This is a genomic window from Marichromatium sp. AB32 (genome assembly GCF_003718675.1).
In the GTDB taxonomy this organism is placed as follows: Bacteria; Pseudomonadota; Gammaproteobacteria; order Chromatiales; family Chromatiaceae; genus Marichromatium; species Marichromatium gracile.
This window is the reverse complement of sequence record NZ_RHFJ01000003.1, coordinates 36,982-58,575: the sequence shown is the minus strand read 5'-3', so window position 1 is coordinate 58,575 and position 21,594 is coordinate 36,982. Positions and strand designations below refer to the sequence as shown.

Annotated in this window: 15 protein-coding genes; 12 read left to right on the top strand and 3 right to left on the bottom strand. The window is 69.4% G+C overall.

Features of this window, described 5'->3' with window-relative positions:
- Positions 1–19: 19 nt before the first annotated feature.
- The 12 genes from mshL (at position 20) to EBL85_RS01850 (ending at position 16,060) form a co-directional block, all read left to right on the top strand.
- Positions 20–1,675 (top strand): pilus (MSHA type) biogenesis protein MshL, encoded by a 1,656-nt coding sequence (gene mshL, locus EBL85_RS01910; RefSeq protein ID WP_190287895.1) that lies wholly within the window; start codon positions 20–22, stop codon positions 1,673–1,675.
- Positions 1,672–2,379, top strand: a complete 708-nt coding sequence (locus EBL85_RS01905; protein ID WP_123142024.1) for a tetratricopeptide repeat protein — start codon at positions 1,672–1,674, stop codon at positions 2,377–2,379. Before mshL ends, EBL85_RS01905 begins: the two co-directional genes overlap by 4 nt.
- Complete coding sequence (locus EBL85_RS01900; protein ID WP_190288025.1) at positions 2,363–3,964, top strand: ExeA family protein; 1,602 nt, start codon at positions 2,363–2,365, stop codon at positions 3,962–3,964. The genes EBL85_RS01905 and EBL85_RS01900 overlap by 17 nt, the downstream gene beginning before the upstream one ends.
- An 8-nt stretch (positions 3,965–3,972) precedes the next feature.
- Positions 3,973–5,211, top strand: a complete 1,239-nt coding sequence (locus EBL85_RS01895; protein WP_123142022.1) for a type II secretion system F family protein — start codon at positions 3,973–3,975, stop codon at positions 5,209–5,211.
- A gap of 20 nt (positions 5,212–5,231) precedes the next feature.
- On the top strand, positions 5,232–7,808 hold the full coding sequence (locus tag EBL85_RS01890; RefSeq protein WP_148040505.1) for a type II secretion system protein J: 2,577 nt from the start codon (positions 5,232–5,234) through the stop codon (positions 7,806–7,808).
- Positions 7,805–9,022, top strand: coding sequence for a type II secretion system protein (locus EBL85_RS01885; protein WP_123142020.1), 1,218 nt, complete (start codon positions 7,805–7,807; stop codon positions 9,020–9,022). The genes EBL85_RS01890 and EBL85_RS01885 overlap by 4 nt, the downstream gene beginning before the upstream one ends.
- Positions 9,019–10,215: a type II secretion system protein gene (locus tag EBL85_RS01880; protein WP_123142019.1), complete on the top strand. Its 1,197-nt coding sequence runs from the start codon at positions 9,019–9,021 to the stop codon at positions 10,213–10,215. The genes EBL85_RS01885 and EBL85_RS01880 overlap by 4 nt, the downstream gene beginning before the upstream one ends.
- A gap of 7 nt (positions 10,216–10,222) precedes the next feature.
- The gene (locus EBL85_RS01875; protein ID WP_190288024.1) at positions 10,223–10,903 is read left to right on the top strand and encodes a type II secretion system protein; all 681 of its coding nucleotides are present in this window, start codon (positions 10,223–10,225) and stop codon (positions 10,901–10,903) included.
- Positions 10,904–10,944: 41 nt separating this feature from the next.
- Positions 10,945–12,657: a GspE/PulE family protein gene (locus EBL85_RS01870; RefSeq protein ID WP_123142017.1), complete on the top strand. Its 1,713-nt coding sequence runs from the start codon at positions 10,945–10,947 to the stop codon at positions 12,655–12,657.
- Between the two features lie 126 nt (positions 12,658–12,783).
- A complete protein-coding gene (locus EBL85_RS01865) occupies positions 12,784–14,760 on the top strand; it encodes an LOG family protein (RefSeq protein ID WP_123140004.1) in 1,977 nt (658 codons plus the stop codon).
- Between the two features lie 340 nt (positions 14,761–15,100).
- Positions 15,101–15,868 carry a cell division protein ZapD gene (gene zapD, locus EBL85_RS01855; protein WP_123142015.1) on the top strand — a complete coding sequence of 256 codons (768 nt, stop codon included), beginning with the start codon at positions 15,101–15,103 and terminating at the stop codon, positions 15,866–15,868.
- Positions 15,869–15,871: 3 nt separating this feature from the next.
- Complete coding sequence (locus EBL85_RS01850; protein WP_123140006.1) at positions 15,872–16,060, top strand: DNA gyrase inhibitor YacG; 189 nt, start codon at positions 15,872–15,874, stop codon at positions 16,058–16,060.
- Positions 16,061–16,581: 521 nt separating this feature from the next.
- On the opposite strand, the gene EBL85_RS01840 is transcribed toward EBL85_RS01850, so the two are convergent.
- From EBL85_RS01840 to secA, 3 genes are read right to left on the bottom strand one after another with little or no spacing between them, the layout of a single operon-like run.
- Positions 16,582–17,508, bottom strand: a complete 927-nt coding sequence (locus EBL85_RS01840; RefSeq protein WP_123140007.1) for a Nudix family hydrolase — start codon at positions 17,506–17,508, stop codon at positions 16,582–16,584.
- 25 nt (positions 17,509–17,533) lie between these two features.
- The gene (argJ, locus tag EBL85_RS01835; RefSeq protein WP_123140008.1) at positions 17,534–18,748 is read right to left on the bottom strand and encodes a bifunctional glutamate N-acetyltransferase/amino-acid acetyltransferase ArgJ; all 1,215 of its coding nucleotides are present in this window, start codon (positions 18,746–18,748) and stop codon (positions 17,534–17,536) included.
- Positions 18,749–18,752: 4 nt separating this feature from the next.
- Entirely contained in the window at positions 18,753–21,575 is a 2,823-nt protein-coding gene (gene secA / locus EBL85_RS01830) for a preprotein translocase subunit SecA (RefSeq protein ID WP_123142013.1), read from the bottom strand.
- Positions 21,576–21,594 lie beyond the last annotated feature (19 nt).

Below are 21,594 nucleotides of genomic sequence, written 5' to 3'. Positions count from 1 at the left end.
GCCCTGGAAAACCATGCACATGATCAACAACACGGCGCCCCTGATCGCCCTCGCGCTCATCCTCCTCACCGGCTGCTCCGGGCCGGCCAAGGTCGACCTCGACCGCACCGTCGACATCGACGAGGAGTCCCAGCGCGCACTGCAGGAGCGCCTGGTGGCCGAGTCGCGCAAGCTCAGCACCTTGCAGCGTGCGCTGCAGGAGCGGGTCGAGGAGCGCTCGGTCGCTCCGCCGCCGCAACCGATCGCACCGCGCTACAACCCGCTCGACGCCATCCGCGTGACCCTGGTGGTCGAGGACACCGACGCGCGCAGCATCCTCCAGGCGGTGGCGCGCCAGGCCGAGCTCAGCCTGGCGCTGCCCGACTCGCTCGGCAGCCAGCCGCGCTATCTCACCCTGGAGCTGCGCGACATGCCCGCCTCCAAGGTGCTGCAGGTGGTGCTCGACAAGATCGACATGTCGGCGCGGGTCAACGACCGCTTGATCGAGGTCTACGAGCACGAGAGCCGGGTGTTCCACCTCGGCTTCCTGCAGACCGTCTCGACGGCCAGCTTCAACGCCGGCGGCGACGTCTTCGGCGCCAGCGCCATGAACGACATCGGCAGCAGCAGCAACAGCGGCAGCAGCGGCTCCTCGGGGATCACCAGCAGCTTCCAGCTCGACGGGCGCAATACCAACACCGCCGACCCCTACGACCAGATCGAGGCGATGCTCGGGGTGATCCTCGGCACCACCCCCGGCGTCGTCGACCCGGCCACCGCCCAGGGGTCGAACTACACCCTCAACCGCAACACCGGGGTGCTCTTCGTCCGCGCCCGCCCCTCACAGCTCGAGGCCATCGACGACCTCATCTCGCGCTACAAGCGGGTGATGCAGCGTCAGGTGCTGATCGAGGCGCAGCTGATCGATGTCGAACTCAGCGACAAGTTCCGCTTCGGCGTCAACTGGTCGCAGCTCGAGAGCAACATCGCCGCGCTCTACGGCCCCGAGGCCATCGGGCTCGGCTCGATCGACTCGGCCCTGCCCAACGAGGGCGGCATCGGACGCGCCATCACCATCCCCGGCACCAGCATCGGCGACAGCGGCAACCCGGGGCTGGGACTGGTCGCCGGCAACGACAACTACAGCGTCGCGGTCAACCTGCTGCGCACCTTCGGCAACGTCCACGTGCTCTCCAACCCCTCGCTGCGGGTCAAGAACACCCAGCCGGCACTGGTCAGCGTCGGCAGCAACTCGAGCTTCCTCAAGGAGGTCTCGCGCACCTCGCTGGGCACCGCCGACAACCCCGAGAGCACCTGGGAGACCAAGACCGGCAACGTCTTCGACGGCGTGCTGCTCGGGGTCATCCCCTTCATCGCCGACGACGGCACCATCAGCCTGGTGATCAACCCGATGCAGACCCAGGTCGAGCCGGGCAGCACCGACCCCGTCGACATCGGCAACGACCAGTCGATCTCGCTGCCCAAGGTCAGCTTCAAGGGCATGACCACCTCGCTGAACATGCGCGACGGCGATCTGGTGATCCTCGGCGGCATGATCAGCGAGACCGGCAGCCGCTCGAAGGACGGCATCCCGCCGTTCACCGAGATCCCCGGGGTCGAGTATCTGTTCGGCGGGCGCGGTCACTCCACCACCGCCCGCGAGCTGGTCATCGCGCTGCGCGTCACCCTGCTGTGAGCCTGATCTTCACCAGTCTGCGCGCACGCGAGGCCCCGCACCTGAGCGCCCTGGGCGATACCGCACGGCGCCGACACGGCTGGCCGCTCGGCATCGCCGGCGGAGCGCTGGTCGGCGCCGGCGTACTGCTGTGGCCACTGGCCGGCAGCCAACCGACAGGCCCCGAGCCACCGCCGTCACTGGCAATCGCGACCCCGGTACCGGCACCATCGACGGAGACGCACGCGCCGCGCGGACCGTCCCCCGCGCCCCCGGCGGCGCCCGAGCAGACGCCGGCGACCGACCCCGTGCCGACGCCGGACAGCGGGACGATCGAGTCACCGCTGTTCGACGCGCCCGATCCGGCGCTGCTGGCGATGCGCCAGATCGCCGCCGACTTCGCGCGCGCCTGCGCGGCCGATCGGCTCGACGAGGCCGACCAGCTGCTCGCCCAGGCCGAGGCGATGATCGGCCCGGACAGCCTGGCGGTGGTGCGCATGCGCGCCTTCCTGCAGCTGCGCCGCGGCGAGCTGGAGGCCGCGCGTCAGGCCTACCAGGAGGTGCTCGGCTACGACGCCGACGACCTCGAGGCCAACCTCAACCTCGCCGCCATCGACTGGCGCGAGGGCGCGCTCGCCGAGGCGAGACAGCGGGTCGCGCGTCTCTACAGCCGCCACCCGAACAACCCCGATGTCAGACAGCACCACGATGCCTACAGCCACTGAGCGCGATACCGTCCCCGGCGGGGCACCGCCCTATCTCGACGAGCTGGGACTGAGTCGCGACCCCTTCCCGGTGACGCCGACCGAGACCCGCTTCTTCCCCAGCCGGCGGACCTATCAGGGCTATCGCGAGCTGCTGCACCTGATCGAGCGACGCAAGGGCTTCATGCTGGTCACCGGCGAGGTCGGGATCGGCAAGACCACGCTGATGCGGCGGCTGATGCGCGAGCTCGAGGCCGCCGGCGAGCGGGTCGCGCTGATCCTCCACGGCGTCCCCCAGGAGCGCGAGCTGATCGCCGCGATCCACCGCGGCTTCGGGCTCGCCGAGCTGCCGCCGCCGCAGCTCGGTATCCAGCCCTACTTCGAGGCCCTGCACCACTTCTTCCGCGCCGAGCAGGCGGCCGGACGCAACTGCGTGCTGATCCTCGACGACGCCCAGAACCTCGACGCCGCGACCCTCGAGCTGGTGCGCCAGCTCTCCAACCTCGAGACCAGCGACACCAAGCTGGTGCAGGTGGTACTGGTCGCCCAGCCCGAGATCCTCGGCCTGCTCGGGCGCTTCGAGATGCGACCGCTCAACAGCCGCATCACCCTGCACGTCCATCTCGCCCCGCTCAGCCGCGCCGAGACCCGGGGCTATGTGCTCAATCGGCTCGATCAGGCCGGCGCGGCCCAGCGCATCGGTCTCGATCGCGCGGCGCTGCGCCTGCTGCACCGGGCCAGCGGTGGTCTGCCCAGACGCATCAACCTGATCATGGATCGCTGTCTCTACGGTCTGCTCCACCAGCCGCGTCTGCGCATCGACCAACGACTGATGCGGCTGGCCGTCGCCGAGGCCGATACCGGGCTGCGGACCCTGCCGACGCACCGCACCAGCGCCCCGCGCTGGCGTCTCGCGCTGCTGCTGACACTGCTGCTCGCCGCGCTCGTCAGCCTCGGCTGGAGCCGTCAGCAACAACTCCGTCCCTGGCTGGAGACACAGCTCGCGGCGCTCGGCGCGCACCAGCCCAGCGCAGACACCGAGGCGACGGCGCAACAGGGCGCCTCGACCGACGCGAGACCGACGGCCGACGCCGACGCCGACGCCGACGCCCCAATGAGCATGCGCGAACCTCCGACCAGCCCCGCCGACAGCGGCGCACCGCCGAGCGCGCCCGCCGGCGCCGGCGCGACGGGCGCCGACCTCGCGACCCTGATGGCCGCCTACCCGAGGCTGTTCGGTCTCGACGACGGCGCCACCGATGAGCCTGACGACGGGGCGATGTGGGTCGCCTGGCGCAGCCGCGAGACGATCACCGAGAACTGTCAGGGACGGCCCGCGCTCGATCTCGGCGAGGGCGAGCGGCTGTCCTTCTATCGCACCGCGATCGCCGCCACCCAGCCGACCTTCGGCGAGCGCTCGCACGCCGCGCGCCTGCTCCAGGAGCGGCTCGCCGCGCTCGGCCACCTCGCGCCCGACGCCGTCGACGGCATCATGGGCAGCTCGACCCTGGCGGCGCTGCGCGCCTTCCAGTCCGCGCAGGGTCTGGCCGCGAGCGGGGTGGTCGATCCGCCGACCCGGTACCGGCTGAGCTGTCCCTCACCCTGAGTCGCGCCATGCATTATTTCCTCTATCGCTATGCCGACGACCTCGGCCGCCCCGGATGGCGGCTGGAGAAGTTCCAGTTCAGCGACACCCTGACCGCGCGCGCGATGATCGAGCAGCGTCACGACGACACCGTGCTGCGGCTGTGGCGCCTGCCCGGGCCGGCCAGCGGGCTGATCGACCTGATGATCGGCCTGACCCGCCGCCCGGTGCCCACCGAGGTGCTCGCCGAGTTCCTCCACAACCTCGGGGTGATGCTGCGCTGCGGCCTGCCGATCGACCAGGCGCTGGTCGAGCTGCGCGAGGAGAACCGACGCAGCCCGATGGCGCGGGTGATCAACGAACTCCATATCGGGGTCAGCGGCGGCAGCGCGCTGAGCGCGGTGATGGAGCGCCATCGCGAGATCATCCCCGGCACCGTGCTGTCGCTGATCGCCATCGGCGAGCAGTCGGGCAACCTCGACCGGGTGCTGCTCGACGGCGCGGCGCACCTCAACCGGGTGCGCGGCATCCGCCAGGACGTGCAGAAGGCGCTGATCTATCCGGTCTTCGTCACCCTGGTGGTGCTGCTCGCGGCGCTGTTCTGGATCGACTACGTGCTGCCCAACATCCAGCAGATGTTCCTGCAGATGAACGCCCATCTGCCACCACTGACGATCAAGGCGATGGCGGTCGCCGGCTGGCTGCAGCGGCTGATCGAGGACTGGTTCTGGGCGCTGCTCGCGGGCCTGGCGCTGGCCATCCTGCTCATCACCCGCACCACCTGGCTGCGCCAGCGGCTCTACGCGCTGCTGTGGCGGTTGCCGATCTCGGGGCGGCTGATCCGCGACTCGGCGCTGGCCTTCATGACCGAATACCTGAGCCTGCTGATCCGCGCCGGGGTCAACCTCAGCGAGGCGCTGGCGGTGCTCGAGGAGGCGATGCGCAACCCGCACTATCGCGGCCACCTGCAGCGGGTACGCGAGGGCATCCGCAACGGCAGCCGGCTCAGCGACGAACTCCAGGCCACCGGCGTCTTCCCGCGGCTGATGATCCGTCTGGTGAGCGTCGGCGAGCAGTCGGGCAACCTCGACGAGCAGCTCGACTATCTCGCCGTCGAGTACCGCCGCCGGCTGCATCACACCGTCGACTCCCTGGCCGAGATCCTCAAGCCGCTGATGATCTCGATCGCCGGCGTCTTCTTCATCTTCGTGGTGGCCGTGTTCCTGCTCCCGGTCTACCAGTTGATCTCGCAGACCACCATGTACTGAGTCTCGCCCCAGGCCGCACCATGATCCCAGCACACTCGCACCCCAGCCCCCAACCTCCCCGACCGCGACCACCCGAGCGCGGCTTCGGGCTGATCGAGATGCTGCTGATCCTGACCTTCACCGCCAGCGCCATCTGGGGGGTGATGTATCTCACCCAGCAGACCCGCGACCGCAACGCCGAGGTCAAGGGGCAGGCGCTGCTCGAACTCGCCGATCGTCAATTGCTGCAGTTCATGGTGCGCGAACGCCGCCTGCCCTGTCCCGACGGCGACGGCGACGGTCACGAGGACTGCGCCGTCGACAAGGGCTATCTGCCCTACCGCACCCTGGGGATGGCCGCCGGCACCTACTCCGCCGGCGAGGTGCCGCTGCTCTACGGCGTCTATCGCGACAGCGCCGGCATCGACCTCACCCGTCACGATCACTTCTTCCACCCGCGCAACAGCGACGGCACCGAGTACCCTTTCACCGACGGCGCCGGGCACATCAATCTGCTCGACTACTGCATGGCGCTCGACACCGCCGCCGGCACGGCGCTCGACACCGCGTTGCTGCACACCGAGGCAAGCGACGGGGCGCAACACAACGTCGCCTATGCGCTCGCCGTCCCCGGCCGGCTCAACGCCGACGGCCAGGGCAGCGACACCCTGGGGCTCTACGACGGGCTCAACCAGGCTCTCGACCGCCCGGTGTTCCACGCCCCCGGTACCCCGCTCACCCGCAACCGCTACGACGACTCGACCCTGGTACGCGGCTTCGCCGAGGTCGAGGGGGTGCTCACCTGCGACATCGTGCGCCGCAGCCTCAACCTGATGGCCGACGCGCTCGCCGTCCAGCAGGAGGTCTGCGACTTCACCAACTCGAACGTCGAATCGGCCTTCCTCGGCACCATCCTCGCCGGTGTCGGCACCGCGCGCAGCGCCGTCGACATCTACTCCACCGGGACCGGGATCGGCGCGGCCACCGAACAGGTCACCGAGTCCGGCGTGCAGATCGCCCGCTCGGCGGCGACCTGCATCCCACCCTTCGTGCTGCCCGGTTGCGTCACCCTGCCGATCCACACCGCCGCCCTGGTGCTCGCCTCGACCGGGACCGGCCTGGCCTCGGTCGCGCTGGGTCTGTCCTCGGTCACCACCGCTGCGGCGGGCGTCTACACCGTCCAGTACGGGCTCATCTACGACAAGATCAAGGCCGGCTGCGATGCCGACTTCAACCCGCCGGAGGCCCCCGCGCCCGACTTCAGCGACAAGATCGCCGAGCTCGGTGACGACCTCGCCCAGGCGCGCGCCGACCTCGCCGCGGCGCTGATCCCCCGCGATGCCGCACAGGCCAGGGTGACCGAACGACAGGGCGAGTGGGACGCGGCCACCGCCGCGATCCAGCCCAAGCTCGACGCCATGAACGCGCGCATCCCCGAGCAGATGGCGCCTTGGCTCGAACGCCTCGGCGACCTCGACCCCGACCTCGGCGCCGACCCCGCCGTCGAGGCCTGCATGCAGGAACAGATCGAGGGCGGCGCCACGCTGGAGGATGCCCGCGCCGCCTGCGGCATCAGCCTGGAGGAGAACCCCGGCGAGCCGGGCATGATCATCGCGCTCAACGGCCATGTCACGGCGCTGGAGGCCGAGATCAGCGCCCAGCGCATGATCGACATCAGCCAGGAGCCGTGCGACACCGGCAAGGCCAATGGCGCGACGCTCGACAGCGACGCCCGCGACAGCTTCTGCTCGACGCTTGCCGCCGGACGCGACGCCAGGGCCGACGCCCGCGCCCAGCAGACCGAGACGCTCGCCCAGGCCGATGCCCAGAAGACCTGGCTCGAGCAGGAGGCCGACAAATTCAAGACCTATGACGCCGCGCTGATCGCCGAGTACGCCGCGCGTCAGCCCCACTTCACCGCCCGCGCCGCGCTGGACACGGCGATCCAGACGGTGCTCGCCGACAGCGGTATCTGCAGCGGCGCCTCGAGCACCGACTGCGACACCCTGCGCAACCAGATCAACGCCTCGCCCGAGAGCACCGACTACACCGCTATCGGCACCGCACTCACCAACCTCAAGGGCGCCTGCGGGGACTGTCAGAAGGTCAAGGACGCCGCCGCGCTCCGGCCCAACGCCAGCACCACCCAGCAGACCTGGATCAGCGCGCTCAACGCACTCAAGAGCGCCGGTCTCGCGCTCGAGCCGCCGAAGACCGACGGCTTCGGCGACGGCGGCATGTGCGACGACGCCCAGCCCTGCGATCTCGCGCAGCACATCCAGACCCTCTACGACCGCTATCTCGCGCTCGGCAATGCCCAGATCGAGCTGAGCCAGGCACAGATCGAGGTCGATCGCCTGACCGACGAGGTCACCAACCTGGAGCAGGAGATCGAGGGCTATCGCTGCGGCGAGCAGGGCAAGCAGTACGACCCGGACAGCGGCCAGTGCATCGCCCGGGTCGAGCCGGACCCGGGCGCGATCGGCGCCGACCCCAACCCGGACCTGCCCGACGAGTTCGACGACGTCGAGGCCCCCAGCCCGCTGCCCGATCGCTTCGAGCAAGAGGCCGGACTCGAGATCCTGGGCACCGCCGACGAACTGGGGACGGGACGATGAACACCAAGCAGCGCGGCTTCACCCTGGTCGAGATGTCGGTGGCACTGCTGGTCGGCGGACTGACCTTCATGGCCATGCCGCCACTGCTCGAGGCGCTCGGCGAACTCAATCGCGCCGAGCGCCCGGGGGGCGATCTCGAGCGGGTGCGTGAGGCGCTGATCGGCCATCTCGTCAGTCACGACCGACTGCCCTGTCCGGCGACGAGCGCGGCCAGCGGCGAGGCCGCAGCCGCCTGTGGCGGCGAGGTGGCGAGCGGGTTCGTGCCCTATCGCACCCTCGGGCTGACCGAACCGCCGCGCAACCCCCAGGGCTTCGCGTTGCGCTACGCCGTCGCCGGCCTGCTCACCGAGCCGACCGAACACTTCCACCCGCAACTCCCCGCCGCCGCCGGCTGGACCGCCCCCGGCCCGTGGAACCCGAGCACCAACGAAAGCGGGATCACCCAGCCCTCGGGCAGCGCGCCACCGACCTACAGCCCGCCGACGCCGGGGATCAACGGTCTCGATCTCTGCGTGGCGCTGGTCGAGGGCGCCCGCGAGACGCCGGCGGAGATGCTCGCGGTGCGCGCCCTCGACCGGCCCGACACCCGGGTGCGGATGGCGGTGGTGCTGGTCGACCCCGGCGCCGACGGGGTGGTCGACAGCGACAACCGGGCCACGCCATTCGCCTCGCCCGGACGGCGCGAACGCGACGCCCCGCCGGTCTACGACGACCGCGTCGAGGCGCTCGGCTTCACCACGCTGGCCGCGCTGCTCGACTGCCCCCGCCTGATCGCACGGGTCAACGCCTCGGCGCGCGACGCCTATGCCGCCGACGACCTCGCCCGCGCCCAGCAATGGTTCGAGGACTTCCGCCGCCTCGGTTACGAGATCCGTCACGACAACCTCGACCACGCCGAGACGGCACAGGAGCATGCCATCGGCAGCGCGGTGTTCGACGTCACCGGCAACCTCATCGGCACCGGTGATGCCTTGGCCACGGCCACCGGCGCCGCGGCCAAGGGCGGCGCGATCGCGTTGAGTGCCTATGCGATGGGCATGGCCGCCTACTCGATCACCACCGGCGCGCAGGACATCGAGGAGAAGAAGGAGGAGAAGGCGACCGCGCTGGAGCAGGCGCGCAACGCGCGCGACAACCTGCTGGAGGTGATCGACGATCGCAACACACGGGTCAACAACACCATGACCCTGGAACGACGCGGCTGGTACCAATGAACGCTTATCAACAAAAGGGCCTGAGCCTGATCGAGCTGTCGGTGGCGATGCTCGCGCTCGGCGCGGTGGCGATGCTCGCGGTCAAGCTGCTGCCGGCAACCCGCGAGGCGGTGCGCGAGTCCGAGGTCGCGCCACGCGTCGTCAGCACCCATGCCGCGCTCGAGGGCTTCGCCTTCGTTCATGCCCGTCTGCCCTGGGCGGACGCCGACGGCGACGGTCACGAGGACGAGGACACCGTCATCGGCCTGCTGCCCTATGTCGATCTCGGGCTCGGCGCGCCGCTGCGCAATGCCAGCGACTACGACTTCCTCTATGCCGTCTATGTCCGCCCGGACAGCGCCGACCCGCGCCTCGATACCGCGCTGACCGTCCGGCGCGACCGTCTCCATCCCTATCTCGCCGAGGGCCTGCCGCCGACCGGCGCGCCGCGCGCGCTCGGCGTGGCCAACAGCCTCGATCTCTGTCAGGCGCTCGGCACCGCACAGGACCAGACCCTCTCGACCGACCATGTGCACATCGCCTCGAGTACGGCGCAGGAGCACGTCGCCTATCTGCTGGTCGACCCCGGGACCGCCGATCGCGACGCCGACGGCTCGCTGTTCGACGGGCGCAACTCGCCCAACACCGCCACCCGCACCGCCTTCGAGCACCCCACCAGCCCGATCTCGGCGAGCAACGACGACCGGGTACACGTGCGCTATTTCAACGAGCTGCGCGAGCGCATGGGCTGCACCGGGGTGATCGCGGCGAGTGGACACGCTCACCCCAACGTCGAGACCACGCTGGCGATCTTCCGCCAGGCCGCGCGCGACTATCGCGAGCAGCTCAAGGTGGTCAAGGAGATGGCCAGCGCCGACGTCCTCGGCGGCGCCTCCGACGTCGCCGCCGCCGCCTCCGGGATCGCCAGCGCCAGCGCCTCGCTGACCGTGGCCATCGCCGCCACCATGAACAGCTACGGCGCCAAGTCGGGCGCCGTCGTGGTGGCCACCAGCGGCGTCGCCGCCGCCGCCGGCGGGGCGGTGTTCGCCGCCCTGGCGCTGGTCGAGAAGGTCGAGATCGAGGACGAGGTCAAGGGCCGGCTCGACGAGCTCGACGACCTCATCGACAACCAGCTCGACCCGCTCTACGACTCCGTCAGGAACAATGTCCGCGCCCAGGACGCACTGGGCGTCTTCGATGACCAGCACCCGTGACCCCGCGATGAACCGACCAACCACCCCGCCACGCCGCGCCGCCGGCTTCACCCTGCTCGAGCTGTCGATCGCGCTGATCGTGATCGGCATGCTGATCAGCATGGCCAAGGTCGGCGGCGATCTGATGCGCCAGTCGACCTATGTCAAGCTGATCAACGACTTCATCTTCATCGGCGGCTGGCACAACGCCTACGGCAGCTACACCGTCGGCCAGGGTCACGTACTGCTCGACGACCCGGCCAGCCCCACCGGACAGGTCAACGAGGGCGGCGACGCGGTTCGCCGCGAGGACCTGGTCAGCGCCATGCTCGCCGCCGGCGTCAGCCTGCCCTCGGGGCGGGGGGTCGGGTTCGAGACCCACTACGGCTATCAGGACAGCAACGGCAACCCGCAGGACATGGAGGTCAGCTTCCAGGCCCTCGACTGGGCCGTCCCCGACGGCGCGATCGGCAGCTATCGCAAGGACACGCACAACGTGATGATCCTGGAGCGGGTCACCCCCGACCTGGCACGGATGATCGACGCCCAGAAGGATGGGTTGGTCGATGCCCGTTTCGGCTGCGTGCGCCAAAAAGGGAAAGCCGCCGAAACCACCGCCGAAAGCAAGACGTGGAGCGTGGACGACACCGCCACTGACGAGGCCCAGATCGCCACCCTCACCGTCTATGTCTCGATGGACTGCAACTGACCCGCCCCGAACCCGAACCGTACGAGAGCCGAGCCCGCATCATGCCCGCCGATATCGCCCCCAGCACCCCGCCAGGCCCCATCCAGCACAAGCGTCCGCTGCTCGGCGAGCAGCTCCTCGCCAGCGGCGCGGTCAACCGCTCGCAGATCGTCTATGCGTTGCAGAAACAGCGCGTCAGCGGTGAGCCGCTCGGCGCCCTGCTGATCCGGCTCGGGCTGGTCACCGAGCAGGAGGTGGCGCGCTGTCTGGCGGTGCAGTACGACCTGCCCTACTGCCCCTTCGAGCAGTTGCCGCCACCACACGAGGAGGTCCGCGAGCTGTTCCGTCGCGAGCTCTGCATCAACCACGGGATGTGTCCCATCGACGTGGTCGAGGGCGAGCTGCGGGTGGCGATGGGCAACGCCGATCCGCAGCGGCTGATGGCGTTGATCGACCGGCGCACCGGGATGCGGGTCCGGCTGCTGCAGACCGAGTTCTCCGCCGTCCCCAAGCTGATCGCACAGCTCGGCGGGGACGAGTCGAGCGCCCTCGAGCGCGCCTTCGTGCAGGAGTACGAGAAGCTCCGGCTCGACCAGCAGAACACCCTCTCGACCGACACCCTGCTCGCGCGCATCCTCCACTATGCCGTGGCCGAACGCGCCACCGACATCCACATCCAGCCCGAGTCGCGCTCGATCCATCTCTCCTTCCGCATCGACGGGGTACTGCTGCCGGTCTACTGCATGGAGCCGGTGCTGGCGCGGCTGACCGCCGCGATCAAGGTGCGTGCCGGCATGGACATCGCCGACAGCCTGCTGCCGCAGGACGGTCGCTTCACCACCACCGTCAATGACGACACCTACGACGTCCGCGTCTCCACCGTGGTCACCCCGCACGGCGAGAACGTGGTGCTGCGTCTGCTGCCCACCGGGGCCTATATCAGCGGGCTCGACGAACTCGGCTTCCTGCCCGCGCACCTGCCGCTGCTCCAGGCGCTCTTCGAGCAGCCCCACGGCATCATCCTGATGACCGGTCCCACCGGCTCGGGCAAGACCACCACCCTCTATGCCGGACTGCGCGCCCAGGGGCTCACGGGCAAGAACATCATCACCGTCGAGGACCCGATCGAGTACTCCCTGCCCTTCGCCACCCAGACCCAGGTCAACCGCCGCGCCGGCTACGGCTTCGACCAGGCCATCACCCATTTCCTGCGCCACGACCCCGACATCATGCTGGTCGGCGAGATCCGCGACGGCGAGACGGCCGAGGCGGCGATGCGCGCGGCCGAGACCGGCCACCTGGTGCTCTCCACCCTGCACGTCAACGGCGTGTTTGCGGTGGTCAACCGGCTGCGCACCCTCAAGATCCCCGCCGCGACCATCGCCGAGGCACTGATCGGCGTGGTCAACCAACGTCTCGCCCGACGGCTCTGCGAGCACTGTCGCCAGCCCGACCTCGGCGACGACCTCGCCCGCGACCTGGCCGAGCGCGGCGAGCCGCTGTATCGCGGCGTCGGCTGCCCACGGTGCCGCCACACCGGCTATCACGGCCGGGTGCTGGTCTATGAACTCCTGCTGATCGACGAGACCCTGGCGCACTGGATCGGCGAGGGCGCACCGCGCGGCGGCGTGGAGATGCTGGAGCGACCCGGACGCTATGTGGCGATGCGCGAGGTCGCGCTGCAGCGACTGCGCACCGGTCAGACCAGTCGCGAGGAGCTGCGCCGACTGTTCGGCCCCCAGTTCATGGAGACACTGGAGCAGCCCGCGGCCTGAGCCACGCCGCAGACCGGTCACGCAATCGTCACGCCCAGGCCAACACCCCCTGGTCGCGCGAGCGGGGATGGAGGCGTACCATCGATCGGGTCGCCTTCCCTGACACCATCGTTTCAGGATGCTGCCATGTACGCCACTCCACAGACCAGCGACGGCTGGATCACCAAGGTCGTCGAGCGCACCGACGAGGGATTCCTGGTCGAGGCCCGTTTCGCACTCGGCCCCGAGTTCCGCTCCCGCGTCGCCGGGCGTGAGTCCGAGCTGCTGTTCGCCGCGCGCAGCCGACTGGCGCGACTGGGGATCAACATCGTCCCCGCCGCGCCGGCCCCGACCTTCGACCACACCTATTGCGACCTGCGCCTGCAGATCGTCGCCGCCATCGCCTCCTACGGCATCGGCGAGCATCTCGAGCGCATCGTCGTCCCCGGACTGCGCGTCGGGCGACTGGTGTTCTGTCCCGAGGACACCCGACTCGACTCGACCGAGATCCACCGACTGATCCGCGACAACGCCATCCAGGTGCCCTCCGGCTTCTCGATCGACAGCAACGGCTATCTGATCCTGCGCCCGCAGCGCCAGATCTTCCATTTCGCCCAGCCGCTCGGTATCGAGCAGGTCACCGCCATCGCCACCCATGCCGACGGCAAGGACCTGCTCAACCGGTTGCAGATCCGCGAGCCGGTCGAGCACATCGAGCTGCCCCCGCGCGACGGGCTGGTCACCGCCTGCTCGATGTTCCTCCATCGTCACTACGTGGTGCTGCGCAACCTCGACGAGGCGCTGGGGCTGCACCTGCAGGCCACGGTGCTCGATCCGATCACCACCCGGGGCACCAACATCTATCTCGAGTTCATCAACCGCTCCGACCAGCTCATCATCAACCCCAGCGTCGCCGCCACCGTCCACGAGGCGATCGCACTCGAACCCCGTCGTCGCTACTGGCACGGCGGCCCCGAGCGTCAGGGCGAGCCGGGCAACCAGCCCGACCCGGAGTTCGAGACCCTCAAGGCGGTGTTCGACCGGCTCGAGAGCGGCGCCAACCGCGACCACTACTCCCACCGGATGATGGCGATCAGCCACGCCCCCGCGCGACTGCGCGTCGGCGACGAGCCCGAGCACATCTGGACCCAGCCGCAGACCCCGCCGGATCCGCGTCGCGGCACCGAGCTCGCCGCCGGGCTGGTGGCCGAGGGACTGAGGCTCGACACCCGCCCCGAGTGCGGCACCTCGGTGCTCTCCGAACTCCCCGACGGCGCGCGCGCCACCCTGCTGCTGGGCTACTTCCCCAACCTGGTCGAGCACACCGAGATCTGCGCCGCCGCGCTGCAGCAACGCATCGGCCGGATCATCTTCCGCCGCGCCTCGTTCGAGCACGGACACTTCCTCTCGGCACGCGATCATGGCCGGCTGGCCGACTACGAGGGACTGGGGATCGAGGTGTTCTGGTGCAACGACGCACGGGGGCACGTGGTCAAGCACGTCTTCCGCGGGCTGCGCGGCTACTTCACCGCACCGGAGAACGTCTCGCGCTTCCACGACACCCTGGTGTTCGCCATCTACGGCTCGACCAGACCGCTCAACGACCACGGCATCGCCCAGGTCGAGCGCCTGCTCACCAACCTGCGCGGACTCTTCGGCAACGACATCAGCATCCTCACCGGCGGCGGCCCCGGGGCCATGCAGCAGGTCACCGACGTGGCCCACGAGATGGGGCTGATGGTCGGCTCGAGCTTCATCGAGACCATCGATCAGAAGCCCAACGACAGCGCCGACTTCTACCAGACCTTCCAGAGCCGCAGCCGACAGTCGCGCCAGCGCTGGTTCGAGATCGCCAGCTTCCACATCTTCCTCACCGGCGGCGTCGGCACCCTCGAGGAGATCGGCCTGACCCTCACCGACATGAAGCTCGGGGTGATCGAGTCCGGCCCCCTGGTGTTCTTCGACGGCTGCGGCGACGGCTTCTACTGGGAGGGCCTGCAGACCCAGCTCGCGCACATGGCCGACCAGGGCCGGATGCCGCACTGGCTGCTCGACGACATCCTCATGACCAGCGACCCCGACGCCGTGCCCAGGTTCTACAAGCAGGCGTTGCGGCTGGGTTGAGAAAGGGGGATCAGCGATCAGCCACCAGCGGTCAGCCTCCAGTAGGGAAAGGTCGGCCTTCACTCATCGCTGCGGCTGAATGCACACGCCCGCTGGTAGTTGGTGACTGGTGACTGGTGGCTGGTAGCTGGTAGCTGGTAGCTGGTGACTGGCAGCTGGTGGCTGGCGGCTGGCGGCTGGCGGCCATAGCCCGATCCCCCCGTGACTTCTGTGAACAAAAGCCGCACAATCGAGCGAGGGGCCGACGCCCGTCGGGCGTCGGCGGTCAATGTCAGCCGGGGGCCGCGCACCGCGCCAGCCACCGAGAGCCAAGGGTCGAATTGATCCCGAGACATCCGCCGTGCCGACAGTCCTGACCTTCGAACATCCGCTCAACGAGCGCACCCGGACCTTCCTCCGGCTCGAACACCTGTTCGAGCGCTTCGATCACTTCGCGCCCCAGCCCGAGGATTGGGCGACGCGCGCCGCGCTCGAGAGCCTGATCGAGATCGTCGCCATCACCGCCCGCGCCGATGTGCGCAACGAGCTGCTCAAGGAACTCGAACGCACGCTCGAGACCCTGCGCCGCATCGCCTCGCGGCCCGGCGTCGACCCCGGCGCCCTGGAGCGCGTGCTCAGCGACCTGGAGCGCTCGCGTAACGCCATCCTCGCCATCGACGGTCCAATCGGCCAGATCGCCCGCGAGGACGACTTCCTCAAGGGCGTCGCCCAGCGCAACAGCATCCCCGGCGGCAGCTGCAGCTTCGATCTGCCGCAACTCCACCACTGGCTGCTGCAACCGCCCGAACAGCGTCAACAGCGTCTGGCCGACTGGCTCGAGGACCTGCGCCCGGCCCACCAGGCGATCGCGCTGACACTCTCGCTGGTACGCGCCAGCGCCCCGCCGCGTCAGGCCATGGCCGAGGCGGGCTTCTATCAGGAGGCGCTGGAGACCCAGGTGCCGCCACAACTGGTGCGCATCGGCGTCGATGCCAACAGCGGACTCTACCCCGAGGTCAGCGGTCACAAGAACCGCTTCAGCATCCGCTTCATGACCATCGAGAGTGAAGAGCGCCCGGCCCAGACCAGCGACGACATCCCCTTCCGACTGACCTGCTGTCTTTTCTGATCCATGTCCATCACCGTCCCCTGCCCCAACTGCGCCGCCCCCGTCGAATGGAGCGAGCACTCGCCCTGGCGCCCCTTCTGCAGCGAGCGCTGCCGCCTCATCGACCTCGGCGAGTGGTTCAACGAGAACCACCGCATCAGCGAACCGACCGACCCCGAGATCCCGCCCCAGCAGACATCGCCGGAGCATTGAGTCGGCCCAGGCCAGCGGCCAGCGGCCAGCGGCCAGCGGCCAGCGGCCAGCGGCCAGCGGCCAGCGGCCAGCGGCCAGCGGCCAGCGGCCAGCGGCCAGCGGCCAGCGGGATTGAACCGCAAAGCCGCCAAGGACGCAAAGACACTGACCGACCTTCAGCGAGCGGCCTGAAGTCTAGGTTTGCAGTCAACTGCGGCGCACAAGACGATCCAGCCTCCTCACTGGAGGCTGGCAGCTGGAAGCCCTTCTTCTCTTCGCGCCCTTTGCGGCTTTGCGGTTCAACCCGCTGGCGGCTGGTCGCTGGAAGCTGACTCGAACCGCGAAGACACCAAGGACACGAAGGGGTTTTGGGCGTGGATGACGGTCGATTCCCGGCCAACAGCGACCCGTCCCGGGCAAAGCGCAGCGTGCTCGGTGCCTGCGTGCGCCTCGATGGGCACGCTGCGCTTTGCCCATCCTACGACGCTGGCGGCAAGTAGCTGGTGGCCGGTAGCTGATGGCTGGCGGCTGGCCGCTGAAAGCTAGTCGCCGGGCCACAGCCCGCGGATGGCGGCGATGCCCTGGGCGCCGAGGTCCCAGGCGGTGTCGAGGTCGTCGCGGGTCATGCCGCCGAGGGCGTAGACCGGAACATTGGCGGTGGCGGCGATGGCGGCGAAACGCGACCAGCCGAGGGCCGCGGCGCCGGGGTGGGTGGCGGTCGTCTTGACCGGTGAGAGCAGCGCGTAGTCGAGCCCGAGGGTGGCGATACGATCGAGCTCGGCGGCATCGTGACAGGCGGCGCCGACCAGCTCGCCGGGCGCGCCGGGACGCGCGCCCAGCCGCGCGAGCAGGCTCGAGCCCAGGTGCAGCCCGTGACGCGGCACCCCGACGACCTCCTCCGGGGCGCGATTGAGGAGCAGCCTGGCACCATGACGCTCGCAGCGCTCGAACGCCTGCTCGGCCAGCGCGCGATAGGCGGCGGCGCCGAGCGCATGCGCGCGCAGCTGCACCAGTCGCACCCCGTCCTCCAGGGCGCGCTCGAGCCGGCGCAGGAACTGCCCGGTGTGCTCGGGATCGGCCCCGGTGATCAGCATCAGCGGGGGCAGGCGCAGCGCGGTGATGATCGGCCGGTCGGCGGCGGGGAAGTCGTCGGGGTCCATCGTCTCGGGGTGTACCCAGTCGAGCGGTTGGCCCTCGCGCCCCTCGGGCGTGCCGGCATAGCGCTCGACCCGGTGGACGTCGAGCAGCACCCGCCGGTCGCCGTAGTGATGACGCACCCGGATCAGCGGTCGGCTGTGCTCGACACGGATACCGAGTTCCTCGTCGAGTTCACGGGCGAGCCCGGCGATGGGCGACTCGCCCGTCTCGAGCTTGCCGCCGGGGAACTCCCACAGCCCGCCCTGGTGCACGCCCTCGGGACGGCGGGCGATGAGGATCCGGCCCTCGTGGTCGGCGATGGCGCCGACCATGACATGGATCTCGGCGGGATCGCGATCAGCTGCGGTATTCGGCGTTGATGCGGACATAGTCGTAGGACAGATCGCAGGTGAGTACCTGGGCCTCGGCCTCACCGCGGCCGAGATCGACACGGATGAGGATCTCGGACTCGGCCATCACCGCAGCGCCGGCGGCCTCCTCGTAGTCGGCGGCACGCCCGCCGTCACGCACGATCGCCACATCACCGAGCCACACCTGCACCCGGTCGATGTCGAGCGACTCGACCCCGGCGCGACCGATCGCGGCGAGGATCCGGCCCCAGTTGGGATCGGAGGCGAAGAGCGCGGTCTTGACCAGCGGCGAGTGGGCGATGGTATAGCCGACCCGACGCGCCTCGTGCCAGTCGCGCGCGCCCTCGACGGCGATGGTGACCAGTTTGGTCGCGCCCTCGCCGTCCTTGACGATGGCCCGCGCCAGCTCGGTGCAGAGCGACTCCAGCGCCTCCTGCAGGGCCGTCGCGTCGGCGCTCGCCGGATCGCTGACCGGCGCATTGCCGAGCGCGCCGGTGGCGGCGAGCACGCAGGCGTCGTTGGTCGAGGTGTCGCCGTCGACGCTGACGGCATTGAAGGAGCGATCACTGGCCGTCTGCAACGCCTGCTGCAGCACCTCGGGGGCGATGGCGGCGTCGGTGGCGATAAAGGCGAGCATGGTCGCCATGTCGGGGCAGATCATCCCCGAGCCCTTGGCCATCCCGGTGAGGGTCGCTGTCTGTCCGCCGCACTGGAAGCGGCGCGAGGCGAGCTTGGGGAAGGTGTCGGTGGTCATGATCGCGCGTGCCGCCGCCGGCCAGGCGTCGGCGGCGAGCACCGGCAGCAGCCCCGGCAGCGCGGCGCTGAAGCGCTCGACCGGCAGGTGCTCGCCGATCACCCCGGTGGAGAAGGGCAGCACCTGCTCCGAAGCGCAGCCGGCCAGGCCGGCCAGCGCGCTGCAGCTCGCCTGCGCCGCCTCCAGCCCCTGTCGACCGGTGCCGGCGTTGGCATTGCCGGCGTTGATCAGCAGATAGCGCGGCGCGGCGCTCGCGAGATGGCGGCGCGCCAGGGTCACCGGTGCGGCACAGAAGGCGTTGCGGGTGAACACCGCGGCGCAGGTCGTCCCCTCGGCCAGTTCCATCGCCACCAGGTCGTCACGCCCCTGGTAGCGGATACCGGCGGCACAGGCGCCGAGACGGATGCCGGAGACCGGCAGGAAGTCGATCGTGTCGGTGCTGGTCATGGTCTCAGTTCGCCTTGCCGTGACACTGCTTGTATTTCTTGCCCGAGCCACAGGGACAGGGCTCGTTGCGCCCGATCTTGCGACCGTCGCGGACATAGGGCGCATCGCCCTCGGGTTGCGCGGCGCGTGCCGCCGGATCGGCCTCGGGCTTGGGCTCGGCCTGGTCGGTGTCGAGTCCGGTGAAGGTCTCGTGCTTGAACTCGAAGTCGGCGCTCGGCGCGGACTGGCGCTCGGGCAGGTCGGCGGCGGTCTGGATCTGCAGCTTGGCGAGGGTGCCGATCACCTCCTGCTTGATCGCCTCGAGCATCGCCGAGAACATCTCGAAGGCCTCGCGCTTGTACTCCTGCTTGGGGTTCTTCTGCGCATAGCCGCGCAGATGGATGCCCTGGCGCAGATAGTCCATCGCGGCGAGGTGGTCCTTCCACTGCGCGTCGAGCGTCTGCAGCATCACCGCCTTCTCGAGCTGGCGCATGTTGTCGGCGCCGATGAGCTGCTCCTTCTCGCCGTTGCGCGTCTCCAGGGTCTGGGCGATGCGCGCGCGCAGCGTCTCCTCATGGAGCGAGTCGTCCTCCTCGAGCCAACGGCGCAGCGGCCAATCACCGCCGAAGTGCTCGGCCAGGGCCTCCTCGAGACCGGGCAGGTCCCACTGCTCCTCGAAGCTCTCCGGCGGGATGTAGCCGTTGATCACCTCGGTGAGGACGTCGGCGCGCATCGCGGCGACGGTCGCGCTGACGTCGTTGACGTCCATCAGCTCGCGACGCTGGCGATAGATCACCTTGCGCTGATCGTTGGCGACGTCGTCGTACTCGAGCAGCTGCTTGCGGATGTCGAAGTTGCGTCCCTCGACCTTGCGCTGGGCGTTCTCGATCGCGCGGGTCACCCAGGGGTGCTCGATCGCCTCGCCCTTCTGCATGCCGAGGCGCTTCATCAGCGCGCCGACCCGCTCGGAGGCGAAGATGCGCATCAGATTGTCTTCGAGCGAGAGATAGAAGCGGGTCGAGCCCGGATCGCCCTGACGCCCGGAGCGGCCGCGCAGCTGGTTGTCGATGCGCCGCGACTCGTGACGCTCGGTGCCGATCACGTGCAGACCGCCGGCCTCGCGCACCGCCGCATGGCGCTGCTCCCAGTCGGCGCGCAGCGCCTCGACGTCGGCATCGGGGCCGGCGGCCTCGAGTTCGGCCTCGAGGTTGCCGCCGAGGACGATGTCGGTCCCTCGACCGGCCATGTTGGTGGCGATGGTCACCGCGCCGGGGCGACCGGCCTGGGCGATGATGCCGGCCTCGCGCTCGTGCTGCTTGGCGTTGAGCACCTCGTGGCCGAGCCCCTCCTTGGTGAGCAGCCGGTCGACCAGCTCGGAGGTCTCGATCGAGGCGGTGCCGACCAGCACCGGCTGACCGCGCGCAACGCAGTCACGCACGTCCTCGATGATCGCCTGATACTTCTCGTCCTGGGTGAGATAGACCAGGTCGCCACGGTCGTCGCGGATCATCGGCTGGTTGGTGGGGATCACCACCACCTCGAGGCCATAGATCTGCTGGAACTCGTAGGCCTCGGTGTCGGCGGTGCCGGTCATGCCCGAGAGCTTGGGGTAGAGCCGGAACAGGTTCTGGAAGGTGATCGAGGCCATCGTCTGGTTTTCGGGCTGGATGTCCACGCCCTCCTTCGCCTCGACCGCCTGATGCAGCCCCTCCGACCAGCGCCGCCCCGGCATGGTACGGCCGGTGAACTCGTCGACGATGATCACCTGACCGTCACGCACGATATAGTCGACGTTCTTCTGGAACAGGGCGTGCGCACGCAGCGCCGCGTAGACATGGTGCATCAGCGCGATGTTGCCGGGGTCATAGAGGCTCGCGCCGGCCTCGAGCAGTCCGGCCTCGAGCAGCATCTGCTCGACGCGCTCGTGGCCCTCCTCGCTGAGATAGACCTGGCGCATCTTCTCGTCGACCGAGTAATCACCGGGACCGAAATCGGGCTGACCGTCCTCGTTGGTGGTCGGCTCCTGACGGGTCAGCCGCGGGATCAGCGCGTTGACCTGGTTGTAGAGCTCGGTGTTGCCGTCCGAGGGACCGGAGATGATCAGCGGCGTGCGCGCCTCGTCGATGAGGATCGAGTCGACCTCGTCGACGATGGCGTAGAAGGGATCGCGCTGCACCCGCTGCTCGGCCGAGAAGGCCATGTTGTCGCGCAGGTAGTCGAAGCCGTATTCGTTGTTGGTGCCGTAGGTGATGTCGGCGGCATAGGTCTCGCGCCGGGTGACCGGGCGCAGGTGACGGTAGCCGGCGTCCCCGCTGGGCACGTAGTCGGGATCGAAGCGGTAGGAGGCGGCGTCCGGCCCCATGCCGCCGGAGGAGTTGATGACGCCGACCGAGAGCCCGAGGAAGTGATAGAGACGTCCCATCCAGGCCGCGTCGCGACGCGCCAGATAGTCGTTGACGGTCACCACGTGCACGCCCTTGCCGGGCAGCGCATTGAGATAGGCGGCGAGGGTCGCGACCAGGGTCTTGCCCTCACCGGTGCGCATCTCGGCGATCTTGCCGTCGTTGAGCACCATGGCGCCGACCATCTGGACGTCGAAGTGACGCATGCCGAGCACCCGTCGTCCGGCCTCGCGCACCACCGCGAAGGCCTCGGGGAGCAGCGCCTCGAGGGCTTCGCCGCCGGCCAGCCGCTGGCGAAACTCGGGCGTCTTGGCCGCGAGCGCCTCGTCCGACAACCGCTCGAGTTCGGGTTCGAGTGCATTGATCTTCGCGACCGATTTCAGCAGCGACTTGACCAGGCGATCGTTGCGGCTGCCGAAGACCTTCTTGAGCAGTTGAGTGACCATCGAATTGACTGAAACCTGT

Coding starts and splice junctions, on each gene's coding strand:
- mshL (WP_190287895.1), top strand. CDS start 20: ATGATCAACAACACGGCGCCCCTGATCGCCCTCGCGCTCATCCTCCTC.
- EBL85_RS01865 (WP_123140004.1), top strand. CDS start 12,784: ATGTACGCCACTCCACAGACCAGCGACGGCTGGATCACCAAGGTCGTC.
- secA (WP_123142013.1), bottom strand. CDS start 21,575: ATGGTCACTCAACTGCTCAAGAAGGTCTTCGGCAGCCGCAACGATCGC.
- EBL85_RS01890 (WP_148040505.1), top strand. CDS start 5,232: ATGATCCCAGCACACTCGCACCCCAGCCCCCAACCTCCCCGACCGCGA.
- EBL85_RS01885 (WP_123142020.1), top strand. CDS start 7,805: ATGAACACCAAGCAGCGCGGCTTCACCCTGGTCGAGATGTCGGTGGCA.
- EBL85_RS01900 (WP_190288025.1), top strand. CDS start 2,363: ATGCCTACAGCCACTGAGCGCGATACCGTCCCCGGCGGGGCACCGCCC.
- EBL85_RS01870 (WP_123142017.1), top strand. CDS start 10,945: ATGCCCGCCGATATCGCCCCCAGCACCCCGCCAGGCCCCATCCAGCAC.
- EBL85_RS01840 (WP_123140007.1), bottom strand. CDS start 17,508: ATGGTCGGCGCCATCGCCGACCACGAGGGCCGGATCCTCATCGCCCGC.
- EBL85_RS01895 (WP_123142022.1), top strand. CDS start 3,973: ATGCATTATTTCCTCTATCGCTATGCCGACGACCTCGGCCGCCCCGGA.
- EBL85_RS01875 (WP_190288024.1), top strand. CDS start 10,223: ATGAACCGACCAACCACCCCGCCACGCCGCGCCGCCGGCTTCACCCTG.
- EBL85_RS01880 (WP_123142019.1), top strand. CDS start 9,019: ATGAACGCTTATCAACAAAAGGGCCTGAGCCTGATCGAGCTGTCGGTG.
- EBL85_RS01850 (WP_123140006.1), top strand. CDS start 15,872: ATGTCCATCACCGTCCCCTGCCCCAACTGCGCCGCCCCCGTCGAATGG.
- argJ (WP_123140008.1), bottom strand. CDS start 18,748: ATGACCAGCACCGACACGATCGACTTCCTGCCGGTCTCCGGCATCCGT.